Origin of the sequence: Agarivorans sp. QJM3NY_30 (assembly GCF_050870855.2) — a bacterium.
GTDB lineage: Bacteria > Pseudomonadota > Gammaproteobacteria > Enterobacterales > Celerinatantimonadaceae > Agarivorans.
On sequence record NZ_CP194038.2, the window covers coordinates 2203811 to 2226330 of the forward strand.

Consider the following 22520-nt stretch of genomic DNA (forward strand, 5'->3'; position numbering starts at 1 on the left):
ATGGAATATTCAACCGCGAGAGAATCAAAAATAGCCGAACAACACTTGTTGGCGCTCTACGAGGTGAGTAGCGTACTTACCGACAGTTTAGACTACAAACAAAGTGTCACTAAGGTGCTACAGGTGCTGCACGAAAAGGCCATGCTTCAGCATGCGATGTTGGCGCTTATTGCCGAAAATGACCAAATGTTGACCATCGATACGGTACACACACCGAGTCATATTAGTGACAGCATTACTAAAAATGTGCGCTATCGTCCCGGTGAAGGCATTGTCGGAACGGTGTTAACCCAAAAACAGCCGATCGTGCTGAGTCGTGTTTCCAATGATCTACGTTTTGCCGACAAGTTAGACTTATACGCCCTAGATCTGCCTTTTATAGCGGTGCCAATAAAGAAATCAAGTGAAGTGCTCGGGGTACTTGCTGCTCAGCCGCAACTGGATGATCCTCAAAAATTGGCATCCTTTACCCGTTTTTTAGAAATGACCGCTAACCTTATTGCTAAAAGTGTATTGTTGGCAAAAGACGTGGCAGTGCAAACGACTCAGTTAGAAGCAGAGCGCGATCGACTGCGACGGAAAGTGAGAAGTAATTACAGCTTAGACAACATCGTTGGTCATAGTCAGGTGATGCGTAAGGTCTTTGAACAAATTCGTTTAGTGTCAAAATGGGATAGCACAGTATTAATTCGTGGAGAGTCGGGTACCGGTAAAGAGTTGATTGCCAACGCGATCCATTATAATTCCCCGCGAGCTACTGGGCCTTTCATTAAGCTCAATTGCGCAGCCTTACCAGATAACTTATTAGAATCGGAGTTATTTGGTCATGAAAAAGGAGCTTTCACTGGGGCAGTGAAGCAGCGTAAAGGTCGTTTTGAAATGGCCGACGGTGGTACTTTGTTCTTGGATGAAATCGGTGAAATATCAGCGGCCTTTCAGGCGAAGCTATTAAGAGTCTTACAAGAAGGTGAATTTGAGCGTATTGGTAGTACTCAAACTCTGCATGTTGATGTACGGATCTTAGCGGCAACCAATCGCAATCTAGAAGAAGAAGTAAAACAAGAACGCTTTAGGGAAGATTTGTATTATCGACTGAATGTGATGCCGATGTTCCCACCACCACTACGAGATCGGATTGAAGATTTACCTGAACTCGCTGATTTTTTAATCGAAAAATTGAGTAAGCAGCAGCGTCGAAAGTTGTCATTAACCGATAGTGCCATCCGAATGATGATGGCTTACGATTGGCCGGGTAATGTGCGCCAACTAGAAAATTTATTGGAGCGCGCCTCGGTGATGAGTGAAAGCGGTATGATTGATCAGGATCTCATCGTGATTGATGGTCTTGAAGGCCAAAGTTTTACTCGCCGACCGAGTATCGGTGCAGACAAAGCGCTGTTAGACGATTCAGAGATGGACGAACGGGAACGAGTGATAGCGGCCTTGGAGCAAGCGGGTTGGGTACAAGCGAAGGCGGCTCGCTTACTAAACATGACTCCTCGGCAAATTGCTTACCGGATCCAAGTGATGAATATTAATATGCGTCAGCTTTGACAAAAATGTACTGTCGCATTTGTGACAAATGCGACAGTTGTTAGTTTTTTACCTGAATGATTTTGCTTAACCTGTTGTTTTTAATGATTATATTTTCTGGAATGCGCTTTGCAGACTCTAAGTTAAGTCAATTTAGGGAAGCTCTTTATGAAAATCCAGCAACTTAATCATGGCGCGACGGCCAGTTCTTCCCAATCAAAAGCCGATATTCAAACGGCTTTGGTTGCCACCCATCCGTGTTTTTCAAAAGAGGGACATCAATACGCGAGGATGCACCTTCCGGTTGCGCCCGCTTGTAATATTCAATGCAACTATTGCAACAGAAAATTTGATTGTAGCAATGAAACGCGTCCCGGAGTGGTGTCTAAACTACTCTCGCCAGCGATGGCGGCGAAGCGCTTTGCGAAGGTAAAGCAACACGTCCCAGAAACCAGAGTTGTAGGTATTGCAGGGCCGGGAGATCCATTGGCAAATCCCAAGGCGACCATTGCGAGTTTAAAAGCAATTGCCGCGGTCGATCCCGATGTGCACTTATGTATTTCGACCAATGGTCTCGCCTTGATTGACCATTTGGACAAATTACTTGCTGTCGGGGTGAAACACCTCACTATCACCATCAACTGTATCGATGCCGCAATTGGAGAAAAGATTTACCCTTGGGTCTATTTCAAGCAGCAGCGTTTGCGTGGGCGGGCAGGCGCGCAGGCCTTAATCGACCAGCAGCTACTGGGTTTAGAAGCCGCCATAAATGCCGGTATGTTAGTAAAGGTGAATACGGTATTGATCCCCGGCATCAATGACCAGCACATCGAGGCATTGGCCATGGAGCTGGGGCGTTATGGCGCGTTTATTCATAATATTATGCCGCTGATTTCGGATCCTGCTCATGGCACTTATTTTGGATTAAAGGGCCAAGCCGAACCCAACAAAGAACAGTTAAATCAGGCGCGTGCTTTGGCCGGGCAAAGTATGCAGCAAATGACTCATTGTCAGCAGTGTCGTGCTGATGCAGTGGGTAAGCTGGGGCAAGATCTCGATCTCGAAGCTCTTGGCTCGAAAGTGGCGCAACCTGTGCAACAAATTCGGGTGGCGGTGGCGAGTCAAAGTCAGCAACTGGTCGATCAACACTTTGGCCATGCCAATCAGTTTCAACATTATGTCATTACGCCAGACGGTATCACTCAGCAAGCGGCGTTTAGTTGGCAACAATATTGCGAAGGCAGTAGCAGCTGCGATGAAGCGCTAGAAGACAACAGCCGAGAGCTGAGTCTACTCAGTGAGTTTGATGTGTTGCTCTGTAGCCGGATCGGTTTAAGCCCTCGTCAGGAACTAGAAGAATTAGGCATCACGGTAAATACGCAATTTGCCCTTCGTGATATCCAGCCAAGTTTGCAGCAGTTGCAGGCGGACTTGCTTGCAAGTTTGGCTGGGTCTTCGGCTTGCAATTCGAAGGAGTGTGGCTAATGGCTTTAACCATCACTCAAGCCTGTATTGGCTGTTTCGCCTGTAAAGAGGTTTGCCCCAACAACGCCGTGAAGGCTAGTGAACAGGGTTTTAGTATTGTGGCGCATCGCTGTAACGAATGCGCGAACAATGTTCATGGACCACAGTGCGCACAAATTTGCCCGGTGGAAACGGCGATCACCGATAGCGAAGGGGTGGCGCTGAACCCTCCCGGTTCGCTGGGTGGTTTGCCACCGCAGAGTCGTATTATTACCATTGCGAAGTAGGAGTGTTGATATGAGTAGTGCAAACACTCATCTACAAACCCCGTTTATTGGGGCAAGTTGGTTAGAAGCATTATCTAACATCTGTAAGCCTTTGTCGGTGGCAAACCGACATTGGTTTCGCCAAATCATCTTAGCGCAACTCAAGGGCGATACTGCTTTACCGCATGGTCTGGGTTTAGACAATGCGAGTTATTTGGAGCTTAAGCGCGCAATTTGTAGCGGTACGGTTGATAAGCAAGAACGTGCTTGGCTTAAACCAGTGCATAGCCTCTTACGTAAACGCGCCGATACCTTAGATGAACTCATTGATTTGCGTGCTAAGGAGCGTAATGAGCTGATAGCGTTATTGTTTCAGTACGCTAACCAAGATGAGCCCTTTGCTTTAGAAATGGCAATCGTACTGGCCAGTGCCAGTTTGTCTGCATCCCATCTTTGGCGGAGTTTGGGTCTTAAGCAGCGTAGCGATCTAAGTGCTTTGATTAAGCATAATTTTCCTCAGTTACATGCCTTAAACCACGAAAATATGCGCTGGAAACGCTTCTTTTATCGCAGCTTATGTGAACAGGGAGGGGATTATATTTGCCGTGCTCCCAGTTGTGGCGAGTGTAGTAGCTACGACGAGTGTTTTGTGTCGGGCTAACGGCTTTTTGAAACGGTGTTAGTATCGTATTACGGTGAAGCGAGCGCTGAGGCGGATCGCTTGAGTATTACGGGTATAAACCGGCAGTTAAACGGCAAAATCGTTGTTGTGTGCTTGGTTCAGGGGGAAAACAGTTGGCAGCTGCCTCTAAGTTAGTTATTTTAGTCTCCGATTTTAGCCCCAGTTAGGGGTGATAACGTTTAAGGGGACTAAGTTGCTTAAGTGGAAAGTTATTTTTTGGTTGTTAGCTGGATTAACAAGCTCTGATTTTTTTAGCGTCCCAACTTCTGATTCGGTTGATTTACTCGGTGTATTGGGGCTAGTGGCGAGTGCGGTAATGTTAGTACCGTTTTTTGGCTATGCCTACAACGCGATCATTGGCGCTAAGAAAATTTGGCAAGTCGCATTTTGTATTGCGATGCCGATTTTAGCCTGTCAGTTTGTGGTTGAAATTTCGTTTATGTCGGATTTGTTTGTTGCGAATCCCTCTGGCCCTGCAGTTTTTGGCGCGGTGTTTGGTGGCTTGGCTTATTTATTATTATTGCTTCCTGCTTATCGTTACGCTTTCAAATCGAATGAGTTTTGGCTTCAGGCTGAAAAAACAGAGTCTTAAGGGCTATCCGTTAGGGTAGTCGTCGACTACCCATCGCTTTATTGCTGTTACGTTGGGAAAAATTCACGCCATAAATAGGTAAATGGTAATACTAAGATCAACGCCGGTAAAAAGTTTACCACTGCAAAGTGCATGATTTTTGCGATACGTAATCCAACTGCGAGCATGATAATACCGCCCACCGCCGAGAAATCTGCATAAGCAATAGCGTCCATGTAAGGCATAATCGATTGAGCTAGCAAGAATAGTGAGGCTTGAACAACAAACTGTACGACCGCGAGTAATACCACTCCAGGCCCCAACGTGACCGCAAAGATCATCGCGGTGACGAAATCCATCAATGATTTCACTAATAACAGTTGGTAGTTGCCATTAAGACCTTCGGTCATGGCCCCGATGACCCCCAATCCACTGGCCCCAAACAATACAATCAGCGCGGTAAACTGGTGGGAAAACTCTTGTTTGCTTAAGCCTCTAGGCAGTGGCAAAAAACCTTCGCATTTACGCTGGATAAAACTAGCCGCTTTGCTTACGCCTGATTCAAGGTAAATTAATTCGCCTAAAGCGGTGCCTAAGATTAAGGCCATCACGACCACGGTGAGATTATTGACTTTAACAATCATCGAAATACCAATTGCGATAGCCGACAGAGCAAATGTGGCAGGTAAACCTTTTTGGAGCCGTTTGGGAATATAACGAGCCAAAGACGCGCCACCTAAGCCGCCTAAAATAATCGCGCAACTGTTCATAATTGGACCAATCATCATTGGTTAATTTCTCCTTGAATAAAGCAATATCAGTTTGCGTAAAGATAGGTTTCGACCGCAGGTTCAATTCATAAGCCGCATAGCGAGAGCGCTAATTAGCTTTGCTAAGTAGCGAAAAGGGCCCGCGTTGAAAGTAAACTGATAGTTCAGTAAGACCATGTATCGGAGGAGCGAACAGATTTGTAGGACAAGCTCCGATAGAAAGTGGTGATTCTATCATAGGCGAGGTCATGTATTTTGATTTAGCTTGGGTAAATTGATTATTCCCTTTGTTTTTACAGAGAATTATTTAATCTTAGTTTAATTTTACTCATCAGGGGGCGTAGAATATTCAAACAGACAGTATTTATCATGGTGTCTTCCCAGATGACGATCCCAATGTAGGTAGAACGTTTCTGTGGGTTGGGGCGCTGTTGCTCAAATAAGATTGACCCTTCTAGTTTCTGCTAGACCCAATCGTGAAGTCTAAATAGTCTGTATAACAGGCAAAGTAAAAGGCAATATCGCCTTCTTCAACGCCCAGTCTGGATGATGGTGCTTAGGAGGGGAGTCATCATGTGATTCTCTTAGTACCGCTACCGCCCAAAATTTGGGGATAATTTGAGTGATAAATTGTCAACAGGGGCACAAATGTAAGTTTTTTCCGCCTTAGGTAGGCGCTCGTTTTTGTGGCCAAGTAAAAAGTTATTTATCGCTTATGCCACGCGTCTTAGGTTAAACGATCTAAGGGGTTGGTGACGCCATCAGCGCCCATATTCAAAACATGAGTATAAATTTGCGTCGTACGAATATCACTATGCCCTAGTTGGGCCTGAATAGTGCGAATATCGGCACCTGCTTGTAATAGGTGGGTAGCAAAAGAGTGGCGAAGGGTATGGCAAGTAATTGCTTTGCTTATTTTTGCTTGGTGTTTTGCCTGTTTTATAGCTCGGCTAATGTTAGAGGGATCGAGGTAGTGGCGGCGCAAGTGCCTAGCACCGTGCTCGTAACTTAAGCGACTAGAAGGGAAAAGGTAATGCCAGCTTAATTCAAAAGCAGCCTTGGGGTACTTTTTGGATAATGAGTAGGGCAAATATACTCCTGCATATTCCAGATTGGTTTTATCACTAAGGTAATACTGTTCACTGATTGATATTTGTTGCTTTAAGGCGGGGAGTAAATTTCTGGCTAGGGTTACTCTTCTATGCTTACCGCCTTTCCCATCCCAAATAGTGAGGCCAAGGTAATCAAAATCAATATCTTTTACTCGTAGCCTTAGAGCTTCCATTTTGCGTAAGCCACTACCGTACATGAGTTGAGCTAATAAAAGATTGGGCGGTGATAATGCCGCTAAAAGACGTTCAATTTCTGCCTGTGTTAAAACGACTGGTAACTTAGTTTGCTGGTGGCTTGGCTGAAAATTTAACGCGAGTGATAAGGGGTGGTTGATGATGTCTCGGTAAAGAAAAACCAATGCATTTAATACAATCGCTTGGGTCTTTGGCGCTAAATGCTGTGCACTCGCCATGTGAGATAGGAAGGCCTCGACCTGTTGGTTATGCAATTCGCTAGGATGCCGCTTATGATTGAAAATGATGAAACGTTTGATCCACAGCAAATAGGTATTGATAGTTGCCTCACGATAGTGGCGCGTACGCATATGTTCGCTGATATAAGTCAAAAACGGAGATGACATAAATAGCACCCGATACTGTTTTTATATGGCTCTTCACCGTTCTTGGTGGAAAGTCATATCAAGCCCTCCAAAGTGAAATAAAATAGCTCGCTTAAAGCGTTCTTTATTTCTAAAACCCATCGAACGTATTTTTAGGCGCTGAATGTTTCCATTTATCGCTTCTGCCAAGCCATTTGATACCTTATAACGCATCGCATTGATGATGCCCTTTAAGTGCGTTTTCACGGTTTCTGCTGCTGTCATCATCGGCCTGATTTGACTGACCTTTATGAGTGCTAACCAATCATTCCAAGCCGCTTTGGCGTTAGCTGCATGGCCATACCAAATGGCTCTTGCTTGCTCTTTGAATATCCAGCTCAAGGCCAGTATTTTGCATCATCTTGGCCAGCGCATTCACTCTTTCTCTCAATGTCCCATGTAGGTGGCTGTTTCGTTTTAACCATCCATACCGTGTTTGGTGGCACTCTCTTTTTAAATGCTGGGGCAACGCCATGAGTTCGCTTTTTCTCACTTAATTCACCGCTTTAGTGAGCACCTTTGCGATATGAAAATGGTCTATGGCTATCATTTGCTTAGCCCGCTCACCGAAGTAGTCATATGCTGCGTTTATATATGCTCTGCTCATGTCCATCGATATGGAACGTGTAACCATTGTTGACTCAGGGGGCAATGCCTTAAAGCAAGCAGATAGGCTCATGCCTGTTCGACCGTCTTCAACCGATATCACCTGACCATCACGATTGGATAATACCGTGACATAGTCATGGCCTTTCTTAAATGCCGTTTCATCGACCAACAGGTCTTGGTAGTTGATGGTGGTTCTGGCTGTCAGACCGCGTTGAACGGCCCGAGTCATCATCCGGTCAATGGCTCCCCAGCTAAGCCGATAGGTTTTACTCACCGCGTATAAGGAACTGACTTTAAGCATCTCTATAACGCGAGCCTCAAACAGCTCTGTGTAGCGACTGTTACTTGTCGCCCAAGGCTCTTGAAGTGTTTGTACCCCATGCTCTGGGCAATCAGCCCTAGGTACTTCAGCCTCAATGCGCGTTTCAAACTGACAGGTATCTAAATGTCGCCAAACCCGCCGCCGAGTATCGTGTCGACGAACAGCCTTACCGCAAGAGGGGCAAGCCGTTAATGAAGCTCGGTCATAGTCAACGCGTACGGTGATAGTCTGGGTAGACTCATTGAGTTCAACAGATGAAACAGCCCAAGGATGAGTTAATCCAAGAATGGATTGATAAAGCGTCGTGTCTTGCATGGTCGCGAGGTATTCATGAACGTTTACTTATTATCTCGCTCATTAATGTTTGTTGAAAGTGTTTCCACTACATTCGGTGAAGAGCCAATTATATACAGTTAAGTGGATTCCCATCTTTCTGCAAATGCATTACCATCTTTCGCGCATGGTCAAAATGGTGATTCACTGATATGCTGTTGATAAAATTGAATATTAAAGGCTGTGTGAATTTCTGTGCTGCGTGATAGGTGGTAACTTCGCATGCGTGAAAGATGGGAATTTGCATATTAATATACTGTTAAATTTCATTCGGAGAGTCGTCATGTGGAATGGTCCATTTGCCCCTTGGGTAGTTGAAGAGTCTTATTGATATTATCAAGCTTCATTAAGAGTAAGTGAGCTAGGTTATGTTTCTGATGTGAATGCGGCTCTTTCAATGGAAATGCTATTTAAAAGTTATTTGTGTGAAGAAATAGCAATAAATAAAGGTTTCAATTATAAATTCGATCCAAAAGTGCTAAATAAAGAATATAAAGAAAGTAATATTCGTGCTGGTCACGATTTATTTCTTTTGGCGAAGTCTCTACCAAAAGAAATACAATTTTTATTATTTCAGGACTCTGATTTTGAGTTAATAAAAAAAAGAAGAGATACTTTTGTGTCATCTAGATATCTATACGAATCAAAAAATAAAGTTAGTAGCGATGGTATCCTGTTGCATTTAGTATCAGGGTATATTGAAAAGACAATTAATTTGTATAAAGAAAGAGAATGTGATGATTGGTGGATTAATCATTACCCAGAAATTTAATCGGGTAGCCGAAGGTATCTAGCCTCCAGCCCCCACAACACCCCAGGGCGGGAGCATACTTTGATGGATTTATAACCCAAAGAAGACTCGTGCCCGATAATCGTCGCTCCATCCCGCTTTCTTCAACTTCACTTTGTGACTTGGCGCTCCACAATCGCATTGTTTGAGCATGTTCATCACAAAACGTCTAAATAGAGCTATGTTTTCCACCGCTCCGTCTAAAGTAATGCGAGAGTTATCCTCTTTAAAAACAACATCTAATACGTAATGCTGGCTGTTTTCAATTCGCCAATGCTGACGAATATAGTGGCCTAACAATTTGTGATTCGGTGACATTGAGCTTATGTAATACGAGGTATCTACAGTGCCTTTCCCATTTATCACGCGGTGACGTTCCACTGCTATGATACTTCTTACCGTTGGCCATTTCTTTGCTAACTCTTCGGGCAACTTGGCCTTTAGTTGAAAGACGTATCGCTCTTCGCTACGACCATGGTGTTTTTCTTTAATTTCAGTGACGACCTTCTCTTTACCAGCATCAAAGACGGCTTGAAACTGCTCAACAACAGCCGCTCTCAACTTTGGTTGGTTGTTTTTTACTTGAACGACAACATGAGCCTTCTTTTCTGCGATTTTCTCTAGTGTATCGCGCTGACAATGTAGAGCATCAACGGTGACAACACTGCCTTTTACGTTAATAACATCAAGCATTTGGCGCACAACGCTAATCTCGCCGTTCTTGTTCGCTGTCGGTTTCTGACTCAGAACGAGACCACGTTCAGTATCATAGGCTGTAACCAATTGTAATGCTGTTTTCTTGTTATTTCGGTACGAACCACGCAGTACTTTTCCGTCAAATGCGATGATGGCTCTGTTTTGACTCGTTCGCTGCTCGTTAATCCACAGAGCTAATGCCTCAAGCAAAGACTCCGCGACAACAGAACGCAAAATGCGTGCAATCGTGTGTCGTCTTGGGATCCCGTGTTCAAATGGTCTATATTTCCTCAGCCAGCCCAACTTCTCTTCTCCATAATATTCAATGTCTTGCCAGCCTTCACATCCTGATGCGATAGCACTGATAACAAGGAAAATCACGTCAATAAGGTCATGCTTTTGATTGATGTCAGATCGAGTATCCTCGACGACTGATAAATGTTCAATTATGTTCAAAATAACTATGTAGCTTAGGGTTTAGAGGTATTAGATCATATCTGTTAACAAAGTGCGATCCCCCCCTGCACAACACCCTGCATGCGGCTCCGCACAGGGCGTTTCACTTAGAATGGTGAAGCTTAATCCATCCATCTCGAAGCGCAAATAGACCTTGGGATGCTAAATAAGCATTCGATAATGCTTGTTGGATCCCCGGTGTTTTCGAGCTTCTCCATGGGCCTTTACTGGTTATGCCACAGGCTACCGCGGCTTGAACATGTACTCCTCTACGCATCAGATTTCTTACTTTGGTTCTCGGTTTTCGCCACTGTCGCCAGCAGTGTTAAAGTGGACATCCATATTAAAAACCATAAATACAGTAACAGCGTTGGTGAAGTGAACACCACTACAATCATTTAGTTCTGAGGCGATTGTCATGCCGATTAACGGCTAAATTCACCGTAGGTGACTCGGTTTGATAATTTCTGGGCCAATGTGCGTCTCAGCAAGGCAAGGTATCCCCCCATACAAGACTGATGATTGAGGGTGGTTCGAAAGTAAGCTCGCGCTTAAGCGCGGTTTAGCAAACGTTTGCAGCAACTTAAACCGGCCGTTCGTTTATGTCCCATATGCTGATGGTATTCCCTGAGCAAGCTTTCTTGACCGACTGCCCCAGAAAAGTGCCGTTCAAACTCACCGCTTAAAATCAGCCACTGCGCTTCATTTATCCCTAAGCGTTGGATGATGGAACTTTCGCCACTGTCGATGTCACCCCGTTTATCCTCTCTTACCATGCGTCCGGTCATATCAACCAACTCAAGATAGTCTTTCAGCTCAAAGGGTAAGCCTTGGGGCATCGGCTCTCTTGGGTTACCCACAAAGGGAAACAGGTTTGTTGCCTGGGCTTGTTTTAGCTGAGCGGCTTTTGCTCGTCGTTGTACGCTGGTATGAGCAGAGCCCTCTGGTGTACTTGCCATCTTGGCTCTGATGGGGTTTAAGTCTACGTAAGCCATACACGCCATGAGTGCGGCTTCATCCAAAAGCGCTTGGGATTTAAAGCGTCCTTCCCAAAATCGACCGGTACATTGGTCTTCTTGATTGGCGGCTCGCGCAATGTGTTCGTTTAAATGGCGCATAAACCAGCTTAAGTCATACAGGCGAGTCCGATACACTTCGGCGGTGGCGCGAATGGCTTGTAGTTGCACCTCACTTAACTGCGGACGTAACTCAAGGTTGAGATACATCTGAGTCAGTAAGGTGCCCTGATGCAAACTATGCCAGCGTTCTAAGACTTCATCCATTGACCAAGCTTCTGCTTGCGGCTGATTAACATGTAGCACGAGGTGGGTATGATTACTCATGACAGCATAAGCACAGACATCAATGGCGAACACCGACGCTAATTTGAGCAGATAATCCTCGACCCACTGGCGGCGGTGCTCATAGCTTTTACCAGTTTGTTGGTCTTCGCCACACAGAAACGCCCGTCGAACACAACGGGAAACACAATGATAGTAGGGTGTATCCGATAAGCTCACTTGCGAGCGTCTTGACCGAGGCATAATGTTAACTCCCTCAAATAAATCACTATTGATAGTTTAGACTATAATAAAGGCGTTTCGTTAGTTGGAGTGGGTGTCTCGGTTGACGTTTTTTGTTTTGGGGTGGGTGTCTTGTTTGACGTTTTCTTGTTTTTCGTTAGTTGGGGTGGGTGTCTTGTTTGACGTTTTTCCTACCAGCATGGCATCATCTTCTCCTATGAGAATGTCACCTGTTTTAAACGAATGGGATTTGCTTTACTAGCTTGGACTGCAGTAGGCATAGTATCGAATACCTTACTCGGTTTAGTTCTCACCTTTCAAAACCCTGTTGGGGAGCGATTAGTGACCATAGGATTTGGCTCTTCTGATATGATTAACTTAATTATTGGCTCTGTGGTATTACTGATTTCTTGGGTACTGAAAGAAGCTGTCGAAATGAAATACGAACAAGAATATACCGTTTAACATGGCGATTATTATTAACGTAGATGTAATGTTGGCCAAACGTAAGATGAAATCAAACGAGCTGGCTAAACACATCGGAATTTCTGAACAAAACCTTTCTATACTAAAAACAGGTAAAGCAAAGGCAATTCGTTTATCAACACTGGACGCTATTTGCACAGCACTCAACTGTCAACCTGGTGACTTGCTGGAATATCAATCCGAAGAGGATAAATGAAACAAGGGTGAACCTTTAATAAAATAGATTGAAATTGTTGATGACATACTTTTCAAAAAATCTAATCATTTTAAAAATAATAATTCTATTCATGTTAAATATATAATAAAAATGGAAAGTCAAAAAGTAGCTGACTGTTATTTAAAACCTTAGGTACAGAAAGAGGTGACGAAGAAATGATACCAATAGAATCATTAGCAGTTTTTGTGATTGCATCAGCATTGCTGAGCATAGTCCCTGGGCCTGACAATATATTTGTGCTTATGCAATCAGCACTGTACGGAAAAAAGTCTGGTGTGCTCGTTACGTTTGGCCTATGTACAGGGCTTATCGTTCATACAACGGCTGTGGCATTTGGTGTAGCTGCAATTTTTCAAACCTCTGCCGTTGCATTTACGGTTCTGAAAATATTAGGTGCCATTTACTTGGCATTCCTAGCATGGCAGGCATTCCGTGCATCTACTAGCGCACTTCAAGTACCTGGCTCCAATTTGCAGTCGATTGGTGCCCTTTATCGTCGGGGCATCATCATGAATATCACTAACCCAAAAGTTACGATATTTTTCTTGGCGTTTTTACCTCAGTTTGCATCTCTAGAAGAAGGTGCTCTTGCACCTCAAATCTTCTTTCTCGGAGGCGTGTTCATGTGTGTGGCACTGGTAATTTTTTGTGCAATAGCCATAGCAGCAGGACATTTAGGCGGTTGGCTACAAAAGTCACCGAAAGCTCAAGTGTATTTAAACCGTATCGCAGGCACTGTATTCGCAGCATTGGCTTTAAAATTAGCCACAGTTACAAATAATGCTTAGAAGCGCCTAACAAGGCAAACATGCTCGGACTGCCAAATAGCGGCAGCCCTTTATTTAAAGGTTATTGCAATGAAACATAGAATAAGAGCAGGTGGAGTTATTTTAAATAAAAATAATGAAATATTGTTGGTTCGACATGTGGATCATACAGGAGAATGGTGGGTTCCACCTGGTGGAGGGTTTGATGATCAAGATTATTCAACTATAGATACTGTGAAAAGAGAAGTGTTCGAAGAGACTGGTTTAACGGTTCAAGTGGGCCCATTAATATATGTAAGGGAGTATTCAGAGACAAGCACCAGTATTCACCATTTGGAGGTTTTCTATTTAGTCACAGAATATTTTGGAAAGGAGACAATTGATAACCTTAAAGGCTTGGGCGGAGACGAGTTTCTGATCAAAGAATTAAAATGGTTTGCTCAAGATGACTTTGATAATGTAACTGTATGGCCGGAGGAACTAAAAGATGAGTTTTGGCAAGATATCTCAATATCAAATCCTTCTGTAAAATACCTTGGAGTTCATGCAGAACCTTTATAATCAGGGCAAGAGTATGAACGTTTTAGCCCTATTTTAGGTTAAAATTAACCTGCCGAGCTGATTGTGATCTTATGCTCCTCATTTGAGAAGTGGCCATGAATATCGATAGCATCCAAGCATCCAAGCATCCAAGCATTTCAGTATTATTCATGACTGCCGACAAAGCGCAAAAGTAGACTATCCACTGTTTGATATTTTGTTTGGCTCAGTCTGCGCCGAGATAGCCGAGGGTCAAAGCTGGATCGACATTCGTGAATATGCGCTCTGTCATCATGAGTGGTTCTTTAAACAGGGTCTGTTTGAAAACGGTGCGCCAGTTGATGATAGCTTCGCTCGACTGATTGCGAGTATCAAGCCTGCTGAGTTTCGCGACTGTTTTCTGGCTTGGATGAAAGGGGACACAAGTTGACCTCTGGTTAAGTGGTTGCCATTGATGGTCAGTCCTTGCGCGGCTCTTATGGCTGGGACGACGGACAAAGCACCACCGATATGGTAAGTGAGTAGGCCAGCGCCAACCAACTGGTATTGGGTCAACTCAAAACCGACCGTAAGAGTTATGAATTCACCGCGTTACCAGCACCGATCCAGATGCTCGATTTGCGAGGTGCCATAGTGACGATTGATGGCTGTCCAAAATTGCCATGCCAATCACCAGCAAGGGCAAAGATTAGGTATTAGCAGTTCAAAGGTAAGCAGGGTAAGTTAGCAACCGCTGTACAGACCGTCTTCGCCTCGTACCGCCGAGCCCCGATTGACATAACCACTTGTCAAATCGAGAAACAGAAAAGCCGTGTTGAAGCATGTTCTTGCCATGTATTGAATGCGAGTGAGTTAGAGGGGGATTTTTCCACTTGGAGCGGTTCGGTTTGACCAGCATTGTGATGGTCGAAAACTACTCAGTGGTTGCTATTAAACCTAAATAATGGGTTCGTTGGAGGTATTGAGCTTCCAGTTTCGCACAATATCTTACCTGTGGTTCCGCACAGGGCGTTTCACCTAGAATGTTGAAGCTTTATCTACCCATCTCGAATCGATAAATCTCTGATATCTCAGGTTCGCATTAGATAATAGTATGGTGATTTTTAAGCGTTTCATTACTGGCGGCTTAAGCTTGTTTGAAACTATGCTTACCCCGTAGCATGATCTAACAAACACAAGATTAGCTTCTTTCTGTGTTGTTCAAAATGGAAATATTACCGCCGGACTCTCGTCGAAGGCGGTTTACTGTTTGTTCCATTGATTTGATCGCATCGGATTGACTTGAGTGATAGCAATTATCTGCTATATCAAAGCACGGTGTCTGCGCGACTCTGTTGTTTGAGCCAGTCAATAAAGGCGGCGATTCGTGGGCGATGCTCTTGCCCGTTAAGGCAAATTAAATCGTAGCCTCGACCAGCATGGACTCGTTGAAATGGTGCAATTAATTCACCCGTTTGCAGGCTCTTAGTGACCAATGATTCCCGAGCCATGGCAATTCCCATTTCATTCTTGGCGGCAGTCATTGCCATCTCCGAGTGATTAAAAATATAAGTTCGCTCTAATACCTTTAGGGTTTGCAGTGAGTTTTCAGGTTGCGCTTTGAGCCATAATCGCCATTCACGATTCGGTTCATCTGCTTCTAAAGATTCAGAACAATGTATGAACGTGGCTTTGGTCAACTGAGAGGCGATCGCTGAGCTTTGATGTCCGTGTTCGCCAAATAGTTTTCGGTAGTATGTAGGGCTGCATACCGGTGTGAGCATTTCTTCAAATAGTCGGCAGCTATAAAATTCAGGGTAGCTTTTTTCACCGTAATAGATCGCTAGATCGACGGGTTCATGTTGAAAATCTAAACGACTGGCTTTCACTCTAATTTTGACATTGAGATTGGGATACAGGTTTTGAAACTTCGCGAGACGCGGGAGTAACCAGCTTTGAGCAAAGGTAGGCGCAACGCCAATATATAGTTCACCTCTTAACTCATTAAATTTAATGTCTTCAATTTCTGAAAATATGACATCAAAGGATTGGCTGAGAGCGTGTAACAAACGACCGCCTTCTTCGGTGAGTTCTAGGCGGCGGGTCAGTCGTACAAATAGGCTAAATCCTAATTGTTGTTCTAGTGACTTGATCCGTTGACTCACGGCTCCTTGAGTAATAAATAGCTCTTCTGCAGCCTTGGTAAAGCTTAAAAATTTAGCGGCAATACTAAATGTATACATATTGGTGAGTAATAATTGTTTGCGATCCATCGATGCGATCTCCACTACACATTAGTGATTCTAATACATGATGGATTATATCTGGTTTGTTTCACTTGAAAACCAATGCTTTAATTAATTTAACTTGCCTATAGGGGGACGAAAAGATGAAATCGGCTCTTAAGATATGCATTATTGGAGCGGGTTCAAGTTACACGCCCGAGTTGATGGAAGGTCTCATCAAGCTTAAAGATGAGCTAGCGATTGCTGAGTTATGGCTGGTAGATATCGAAGCTGGCAGAGAGAAAGTCGCCATCATTGGTGATTTAACTCGGCGTATGTTAGCTAAGAATGGTATGGACCACATTGCGGTGCATGTCACCTTGGATCGCATTGCGGCTTTGCAGGGGGCTGATTTTGTTTGTTCTCAATTTAGGGCTGGCTGCTTAGAAGGGCGGATCCGTGATGAACGTATCGCCTTGAAGTATGGCATGATTGGTCAGGAAACTAATGGCTTAGGTGGTTTTGCCAATGCTTGTCGTACGATTCCGATTGCTTTGGCAATCTGCCATGAAATGGAGCAATATTGTCCTGATGCATGGCTGCTAAATTTTACTAATCCCTCTGGTATGGTCACCGAAGCGATTCTTAAATACTCTCGAGTGAAAGCTGTGGGTTTATGTAATGTGCCGGTGATCATGCAAAAGGGTGTGGCACAATTACTGGGTGCCGACGAAAAAGATATTGTTTTACAATTAGCTGGGCTGAACCACCTGATTTGGGCGCGGCAAATTCTTTATCAGGGGCAAGATAAGTTAGCGGAAGTGGTGGAACACATTTTGGCTGGCAATGATCCCTTGGTGCCAAAAAACATTCCGCCATTCGCTTGGCCTGCAGAGCTACTGCGTCATATGGGCATGATCCCTTGCGCCTACTTACGCTACTACTACAGCAGCCAAGATATTATGGCGCAGGAACTTACAGAGGCAAATTCTGAAGGGACGCGGGGCGAAGTGGTCAAAGCGATGGAGAAGCGCCTGTTTGACATTTACCGCAACCCAGCGTTAAGCGAGAAGCCTAAAGAACTTGAAAAACGGGGTGGGCAATACTATTCACAAGCTGCTTGTGAGCTGATGAGTGCAATTTACAACGATAAACGGACTATTATGCATGTGAATACGCGTAATCATGGTGCTATAGCAGGGCTTGCCAATGATTGCGTTGTAGAAGTCAGTAGTGTGATAACCAAGTCTGGACCATTACCGCTCAACGTCGCGCCTTTTCCAAGTGATACTTTACGTTTAATCCAGTTGATGAAAGAATTTGAATCGTTGACTGTCGAAGCGGCGGTTACTGGTAATCGTAACGCTGCACATCGAGCCTTGATCCTCAACCCGCTGGTGAATACAGGCTCGGTTTTAGAGCAAGCGCTGCAAGAGACGATTCAGCAAAATTTAGACTTTATGCCGCAATTTCGTTAAGTTTCGACACCTGCTTGGCGAACCAAGGATGCCGAGTCGCAAACGGTTTTGATGTGGTTGTTCCAGATTTTTATCGGGAAGTTATCGCCACGATTCGACAAAATTTATATACACTTTTTTGATGGTGGAGGTTTTGCTCTTTAAATAAGCCTTTCGAAATCATATTTTTCAATCTGGTTTTACGGCTTGGCTTCTAAAATAGCCAGTACTTCTTGCATCGACTGGCGGTACTGCTCTTCATTTGAGTTACGAAATAGCAATAAATCGTCAATGATCTCTGGGTTGTCGATGCTACGGGGAATTGAAAAATCAAGGCCTTGAAGATACTCATCCCAATTATTTAATTTCCAAGTATCTCTAGACGAGTTTCTTTGAATCATCCGTTGTTTAACCACCTCAATATCCGTTTCAACCCAAACCACCGTGAGCCGCGCTTTTTTTTCAATGAGCTTATTCTTTAAGTTATCGATATATGCGGTATCTCTTATTTCACGGGTAAATGGGGCATTGATTAACACAATATCGTCGTAGTCCAATGCCTCCATGGCCAGTGCTAAAGTTGCTTCATATTCGTAGTTGCGAATATGCTCTTCAAAGAAATCTGAACTTCGATTTATTTCTTGGTTCGCTAGCTTGAAAATTTGATGAGATAGTACAATCAAGGTGTCTTTGTCTAAATACACCACATGTTTGAGCGCTTTGGCTAATTGTTTTGAAATATAGGTTTTACCACTGGCCGGTGGCGATGTAACTAAAATCAGTCGTTTCATGATTGTTCCATATTTGACAAAGCAATGATAAAAAATGCTCGCATTTACTGGTGGCTAATTAAGTTGAAATAAATATTGTCGCGATCAACTTAAATCGTTGGTTTTTGAGAAGGAGGCTTCCTTACAGCTTTGTTGCTAAGCTAGCTTAACACTGGTTTGGTATGCTTGGCTCAGGACGTTTGTTTCTCGTCCTGGCTGCTATCATAAGGTTAGTTTTCGGCTCATGTCCTTAAAGTTAATATAGTTTTAATTTGTCGTTGATAATTTGTCAATGATTCGGTTAAATCGAAACTCATTCGCCGAAGGAGTCGCAATGCAAAACCTAGACATAATTGAAATAAAGTCTTTTGTGCCAGCTAAAAATTTCGAGGATTCTAAACGTTTTTATCAGGCCATAGGATTTGAGCTCGCTTCGGATTTCGATGGGATTGCTTATTTTAGAAAAGGCGCATGCTCTTTTTTGCTTCAAGATTTTTATGAGAGTGCTCATTGCCAAAATTTTATGATGCATTTGTTAGTAGAAGATGCTGCGAGTTGGCGTGAACATATAATTAAATCGGAGGTAAGCTCAGCATTTAGCGTGAGCTTGTCTGAATTAGTGAGCCAACCTTGGGGCATGTTGGAGTTTTGTCTGACGGATCCAAGTGGAGTGTTGTGGCGAATCGCTCAGAATCAATCAGTGAGAGATATTGCTTGATAATTTTTAGCAATATCTCTCTTGATTAGCTCAATTCTGAGCGGCAATTTGCTTGAAGAATGAGCAAATTTACCCTCGTCACCAATTAAGCGGGTATTAAACCATTGGAATCACTGATATGACTAACAAACCTGCCATGCAGTAATTAAAAGCTCTTATCTTATTAGGTGCAGTTAAAAAAGTTTGTAATTGTTTCCCCGCAGCGGCCCAAATGCCGACCGAAGGGAGGTTAATTAAGCTAAAGATCAATGAAACAAGGAGCACACTATTTAGTTCGCTGCTTGGTGCATACACACTAATGGCGCTGAGTGCCATAGACCAAGCTTTGGGGTTGACCCATTGAAACGCAGCTGCAGATAAAAAGCTCATTGCTTGATATTGCTGATGTGTCGCGTTCACTGGCTTACTGCGAGCAATTTTAAACGCTAGAAAGAGCAGATAAAGTATGCAGGCAATCTGTAATAGCTGATGAATAAAGGGGTAACGCGTAAACAGCCCCGTTAAACCGAAACCTAACAAGATCACCATCAAGCTGAAACCAAATACCACGCCTAACATGTGGGGGATGGTGCGAATGAAACCGACACTCGCTCCCGAGCTCATTATCATAATATTGTTTGGACCGGGTGTGACCGTTGAAACAAAAGCAAAGCTAACCAGTGCTATAAGTTGTTGATATTCCATGTCTGTTTCTTATTTCAATTGTATTGGGTACTTGTATATTAATTAGATATGCCGTAAATTTTGTGCCTATATTTGTTTAGATCAGCATTAATGCACAACTATTGGTGGTTATGGATAGATTCGACGAAAGAATATTGCGAGAGCTAAAATTGAACGGTCGCTTAACTAATGTGGAGTTGGCAGAACGCATCGGTTTGTCACCTTCGGCGACTTTACGTCGAGTGCAAGAGCTGGAGCGCAGCCAAGTGATTCAAGGTTATCGAGCGGTGCTTAACCCAATCAAATTAGGGATAGGATTCATCGCCTATGTCACGATTGGGCTGTCGAATCATAGCAAACAATCGCAGCTCGATTTTGAAGCGCACATTATGGATGCCAAACAAGTCACCGAATGTCATAACATCACTGGGGCGAATGAGTACCTGTTACGGATCGAGACTGCCGATCTTGCCGCCTATAAACGTTTTCATTCTGACGTGCTGGGTGAGATCCCTCAAGTTAATTCGATTTCAACTCTGGTGGTGATGGAAACGCCGAAAGACCAACGAAGCTAAAGCGCAAAAAAAACCATCGGATTGGCTCCGATGGTTGGTATCATTTTTAGCACTGGTTATTTAAGCGAGATCGAAGCGATCGGCGTTCATCACCTTATTCCACGCGGCTACAAAGTCGTGTAAGAACTTGGTTTGTGCATCACTTTGGGCATACACTTCGGCAAGTGCCCGCAACTGCGAGTTGGAACCAAATACCAAATCAACTCGGGTGGCGGTCCATTTTAATGCGCCATTAGTTCGCTCACGTCCTTCAAATACGCCTTTTTCTGTGGCACTTGGTTTCCACTCGGTTGCCATATCTAGCAGATTCACAAAGAAGTCATTACTCAACTGCTCTGGTCGCTGGGTCAATACCCCATGTTGCGTTTGCTGATAGTTGGCATTGAGGACTCGCATGCCGCCAATCAGTACCGTCATTTCGGGAGCACTTAAACCAAGTAGTTGTGCCTTATCAAGCAATAGTTCTTCCGACGACACGCTGTAGCTCGCTTTTAGATAATTGCGGAATCCGTCTGCGATAGGCTCTAAGGGTTCGAACGCTGTGACGTCAGTTTGTTGCTGCGAGGCATCATTGCGCCCGGCACTAAACGGAACTTCAAGCTTTTGTCCGGCTGCTAGCGCTGCTTGTTCAATGGCAGCGTTACCGCCCAGTACGATTAGATCAGCGAGCGAGACCTGTTTGTTATTGCTCTGGGCTTGATTAAACTCGCTTTGAATGGCTTCTAGTACCGCTAATACCTTGGCTAACTGAGCGGGTTGATTGGCCTGCCAGTCTTTTTGTGGTGCAAGGCGGATCCGAGCCCCATTGGCGCCACCGCGTAGATCCGAACCGCGGAAGGTCGAGGCCGAAGCCCAAGCCGTTGCAACTAGCTCAGATACCGATAGTCCAGAATTTAACAATTTTACTTTGAGCGCCTTAATATCGGCGTCGTCGATGATTGCATGTTCTACCGCTGGAATAGGATCTTGCCAAATTAATTCTTCGGCAGGGACTTCTGGGCCGAGGTAGCGTTGAACAGGTCCCATGTCGCGGTGAGTTAGTTTGAACCATGCGCGAGCGAAGGCGTCGGCAAATTCTTCAGGATTTTGATGAAAATGCTGAGATATCTTGCGATAGGCGGGATCTTCGCGAAGTGCAATGTCTGAGGTTGCCATCATTGGCGCATGGCTTCTCGACGGATCGTGAGCATCGGGGACGCTATTTTTGGCGCTATTGCCTGTTGGTGTCCACTGTTGGGCACCGGCTGGGCTTTTGGTGAGTTGCCACTCGTTACCAAATAGGGTTTCAAAGAAGCTGTTATCCCATTGCGTTGGCGTGGCAGTCCAAGCGCCTTCTAAACCGCTAGAAATAGTGTCCACACCCTTGCCTGAGCCCATACTATTGTGCCAACCTAAACCTTGTTGCTCGATGGACGCGGCTTCTGGTTCGGCACCGACCTGCGCGGCATCACCTGCGCCGTGTGTTTTACCAAAGGTATGACCGCCAGCGATCAGCGCCACCGTTTCATAGTCATCCATGGCCATGCGGGCAAAGGTTTCACGAATATCCTTGGCTGAGGCAAGGGGATCGGGGTCGCCATTGGGCCCTTCTGGATTCACGTAAATTAAGCCCATTTGTACGGCGGCTAAAGGATTTTCTAGATCGCGTTCTCCGTTGTAACGTTTGTCATCTAACCATTCTCGCTCTGTTCCCCAATAGATGTCTTCTTCGGGTTGCCATATATCGACGCGCCCGCCAGCAAAACCAAAGGTTTTTAGGCCCATCGATTCTAATGCGACATTACCGCTTAAGATCATCAAGTCTGCCCAAGAAATTTTGTTTCCGTATTTCTGTTTAATTGGCCAGAGTAAGCGGCGAGCCTTGTCTAAGTTCACGTTGTCAGGCCAACTATTAAGGGGAGCAAAACGTTGACTACCGCTGCCAGCACCGCCACGGCCATCACCGGTGCGATAGGTGCCTGCACTGTGCCATGCCATGCGAATAAAAAACGGTCCATAATGGCCGTAATCGGCTGGCCACCAATCTTGTGAATCGGTCATTAAGGCTTGAAGATCATGTTTAAGTGCTGCGAAGTCGAGGCTTTTAAATGCTTGCGCATAGTCAAAGTTTTCACCGAGCGGGTTTGATTCTTTACTGTGTTGGTGAAGAATATTGAGGTTGAGTTGATTCGGCCACCAATCTTGATTGGCGGTGCCCTTATCAGCAACTTTAGTTCGAGAGCCGTGCATCACTGGGCATTTTCCGGCGCTTACCGCATTATTTTTATCCATTATTCTCTCCACTTTGGTTTATGGTATTGCTTGGTTGTAGGGGTGACCCTTACTGTTCGTAAACATCATAGTTTAATATATCGTAATTGGTGTAACCGTTTGTTTTTATTGCTGTGATAGTTTTTA

Annotated in this window: 22 protein-coding genes and 2 pseudogenes; 14 read left to right on the top strand and 10 right to left on the bottom strand. The window is 44.4% G+C overall.

The features are described from left to right. From nifA to ACRRSX_RS10115, 5 genes are all read left to right on the top strand, one after another. Positions 1–1554: a nif-specific transcriptional activator NifA gene (nifA, locus tag ACRRSX_RS10095; protein ID WP_432453334.1), complete on the top strand. Its 1554-nt coding sequence runs from the start codon at positions 1–3 to the stop codon at positions 1552–1554. Positions 1555–1701: 147 nt separating this feature from the next. Beyond that, complete coding sequence (gene nifB / locus ACRRSX_RS10100) at positions 1702–3018, top strand: nitrogenase cofactor biosynthesis protein NifB (RefSeq protein WP_432453333.1); 1317 nt, start codon at positions 1702–1704, stop codon at positions 3016–3018. Beyond that, complete coding sequence (locus ACRRSX_RS10105; RefSeq protein WP_432453332.1) at positions 3018–3284, top strand: ferredoxin; 267 nt, start codon at positions 3018–3020, stop codon at positions 3282–3284. Before nifB ends, ACRRSX_RS10105 begins: the two co-directional genes overlap by 1 nt. A 10-nt stretch (positions 3285–3294) precedes the next feature. Next, the gene (locus tag ACRRSX_RS10110; RefSeq protein WP_432453331.1) at positions 3295–3924 is read left to right on the top strand and encodes a nitrogen fixation protein NifQ; all 630 of its coding nucleotides are present in this window, start codon (positions 3295–3297) and stop codon (positions 3922–3924) included. A 214-nt stretch (positions 3925–4138) separates the two neighbouring features. Beyond that, positions 4139–4537: a hypothetical protein gene (locus tag ACRRSX_RS10115; RefSeq protein ID WP_432453330.1), complete on the top strand. Its 399-nt coding sequence runs from the start codon at positions 4139–4141 to the stop codon at positions 4535–4537. A gap of 47 nt (positions 4538–4584) precedes the next feature. Here ACRRSX_RS10115 and ACRRSX_RS10120 read toward each other — a convergent pair whose 3' ends face one another. The 3 genes and pseudogenes from ACRRSX_RS10120 to ACRRSX_RS10130 form a co-directional block, all read right to left on the bottom strand. Continuing rightward, on the bottom strand, positions 4585–5304 hold the full coding sequence (locus ACRRSX_RS10120) for a DUF554 domain-containing protein (RefSeq protein WP_432453329.1): 720 nt from the start codon (positions 5302–5304) through the stop codon (positions 4585–4587). A 709-nt stretch (positions 5305–6013) separates the two neighbouring features. Continuing rightward, positions 6014–6979 (bottom strand): integron integrase, encoded by a 966-nt coding sequence (locus tag ACRRSX_RS10125; RefSeq protein ID WP_432453328.1) that lies wholly within the window; start codon positions 6977–6979, stop codon positions 6014–6016. Between the two features lie 33 nt (positions 6980–7012). Beyond that, positions 7013–8243, bottom strand: a pseudogene (locus ACRRSX_RS10130) (ISL3 family transposase). Positions 8244–8640: 397 nt separating this feature from the next. On the opposite strand from ACRRSX_RS10130, the gene ACRRSX_RS10135 reads away from it, so the two are divergent. After that, positions 8641–9033 (top strand): hypothetical protein, encoded by a 393-nt coding sequence (locus ACRRSX_RS10135; protein WP_432453327.1) that lies wholly within the window; start codon positions 8641–8643, stop codon positions 9031–9033. A gap of 69 nt (positions 9034–9102) precedes the next feature. On the opposite strand, the gene ACRRSX_RS10140 is transcribed toward ACRRSX_RS10135, so the two are convergent. The 3 genes and pseudogenes from ACRRSX_RS10140 to ACRRSX_RS10150 form a co-directional block, all read right to left on the bottom strand. Next, positions 9103–10203, bottom strand: coding sequence for an ISAs1 family transposase (locus ACRRSX_RS10140; RefSeq protein WP_432452595.1), 1101 nt, complete (start codon positions 10201–10203; stop codon positions 9103–9105). Between the two features lie 103 nt (positions 10204–10306). Then, positions 10307–10522 (bottom strand): annotated as a pseudogene (locus ACRRSX_RS10145) (group II intron reverse transcriptase/maturase); the annotation flags it as partial. A gap of 232 nt (positions 10523–10754) precedes the next feature. Then, positions 10755–11747 (bottom strand): transposase, encoded by a 993-nt coding sequence (locus tag ACRRSX_RS10150; protein ID WP_432453326.1) that lies wholly within the window; start codon positions 11745–11747, stop codon positions 10755–10757. Positions 11748–11930: 183 nt separating this feature from the next. Between ACRRSX_RS10150 and ACRRSX_RS10155 the strand changes: the two genes are divergently transcribed. The 5 genes from ACRRSX_RS10155 to ACRRSX_RS10175 all read left to right on the top strand — a co-directional run bounded on the left by ACRRSX_RS10155 (position 11931) and on the right by ACRRSX_RS10175 (position 14166). Beyond that, entirely contained in the window at positions 11931–12191 is a 261-nt protein-coding gene (locus ACRRSX_RS10155; RefSeq protein ID WP_432469673.1) for a DUF2975 domain-containing protein, read from the top strand. A 1-nt stretch (position 12192) separates the two neighbouring features. After that, the gene (locus ACRRSX_RS10160; RefSeq protein ID WP_432453324.1) at positions 12193–12408 is read left to right on the top strand and encodes a helix-turn-helix domain-containing protein; all 216 of its coding nucleotides are present in this window, start codon (positions 12193–12195) and stop codon (positions 12406–12408) included. Between the two features lie 176 nt (positions 12409–12584). Next, the gene (locus ACRRSX_RS10165; protein WP_432453323.1) at positions 12585–13217 is read left to right on the top strand and encodes a LysE family translocator; all 633 of its coding nucleotides are present in this window, start codon (positions 12585–12587) and stop codon (positions 13215–13217) included. Positions 13218–13286: 69 nt separating this feature from the next. After that, positions 13287–13757 (top strand): NUDIX domain-containing protein, encoded by a 471-nt coding sequence (locus ACRRSX_RS10170; RefSeq protein ID WP_432453322.1) that lies wholly within the window; start codon positions 13287–13289, stop codon positions 13755–13757. 184 nt (positions 13758–13941) lie between these two features. After that, complete coding sequence (locus ACRRSX_RS10175) at positions 13942–14166, top strand: transposase family protein (protein ID WP_439022900.1); 225 nt, start codon at positions 13942–13944, stop codon at positions 14164–14166. 877 nt (positions 14167–15043) lie between these two features. Here the strand turns inward: ACRRSX_RS10175 and ACRRSX_RS10180 are convergent. Beyond that, positions 15044–15988 (bottom strand): LysR substrate-binding domain-containing protein, encoded by a 945-nt coding sequence (locus tag ACRRSX_RS10180; RefSeq protein WP_432453321.1) that lies wholly within the window; start codon positions 15986–15988, stop codon positions 15044–15046. A gap of 116 nt (positions 15989–16104) precedes the next feature. Here ACRRSX_RS10180 and ACRRSX_RS10185 point away from each other — a divergent pair, with 116 nt between their 5' ends. Continuing rightward, positions 16105–17418: a 6-phospho-beta-glucosidase gene (locus ACRRSX_RS10185; protein ID WP_432453320.1), complete on the top strand. Its 1314-nt coding sequence runs from the start codon at positions 16105–16107 to the stop codon at positions 17416–17418. Positions 17419–17597: 179 nt separating this feature from the next. Here ACRRSX_RS10185 and ACRRSX_RS10190 read toward each other — a convergent pair whose 3' ends face one another. After that, on the bottom strand, positions 17598–18188 hold the full coding sequence (locus ACRRSX_RS10190) for an AAA family ATPase (RefSeq protein ID WP_432453319.1): 591 nt from the start codon (positions 18186–18188) through the stop codon (positions 17598–17600). A 313-nt stretch (positions 18189–18501) separates the two neighbouring features. Here ACRRSX_RS10190 and ACRRSX_RS10195 point away from each other — a divergent pair, with 313 nt between their 5' ends. Continuing rightward, complete coding sequence (locus ACRRSX_RS10195) at positions 18502–18885, top strand: VOC family protein (protein ID WP_432453318.1); 384 nt, start codon at positions 18502–18504, stop codon at positions 18883–18885. A 96-nt stretch (positions 18886–18981) separates the two neighbouring features. Here the strand turns inward: ACRRSX_RS10195 and ACRRSX_RS10200 are convergent, their stop codons facing one another. Continuing rightward, entirely contained in the window at positions 18982–19569 is a 588-nt protein-coding gene (locus ACRRSX_RS10200) for a LysE family translocator (protein ID WP_432453317.1), read from the bottom strand. Between the two features lie 110 nt (positions 19570–19679). Here ACRRSX_RS10200 and ACRRSX_RS10205 point away from each other — a divergent pair, with 110 nt between their 5' ends. Continuing rightward, a complete protein-coding gene (locus tag ACRRSX_RS10205) occupies positions 19680–20123 on the top strand; it encodes an Lrp/AsnC family transcriptional regulator (protein ID WP_432453316.1) in 444 nt (147 codons plus the stop codon). 60 nt (positions 20124–20183) lie between these two features. Here the strand turns inward: ACRRSX_RS10205 and katG are convergent, their stop codons facing one another. Beyond that, a complete protein-coding gene (gene katG, locus ACRRSX_RS10210; protein WP_432453315.1) occupies positions 20184–22394 on the bottom strand; it encodes a catalase/peroxidase HPI in 2211 nt (736 codons plus the stop codon). Between the last annotated feature and the right edge of the window lie 126 nt (positions 22395–22520).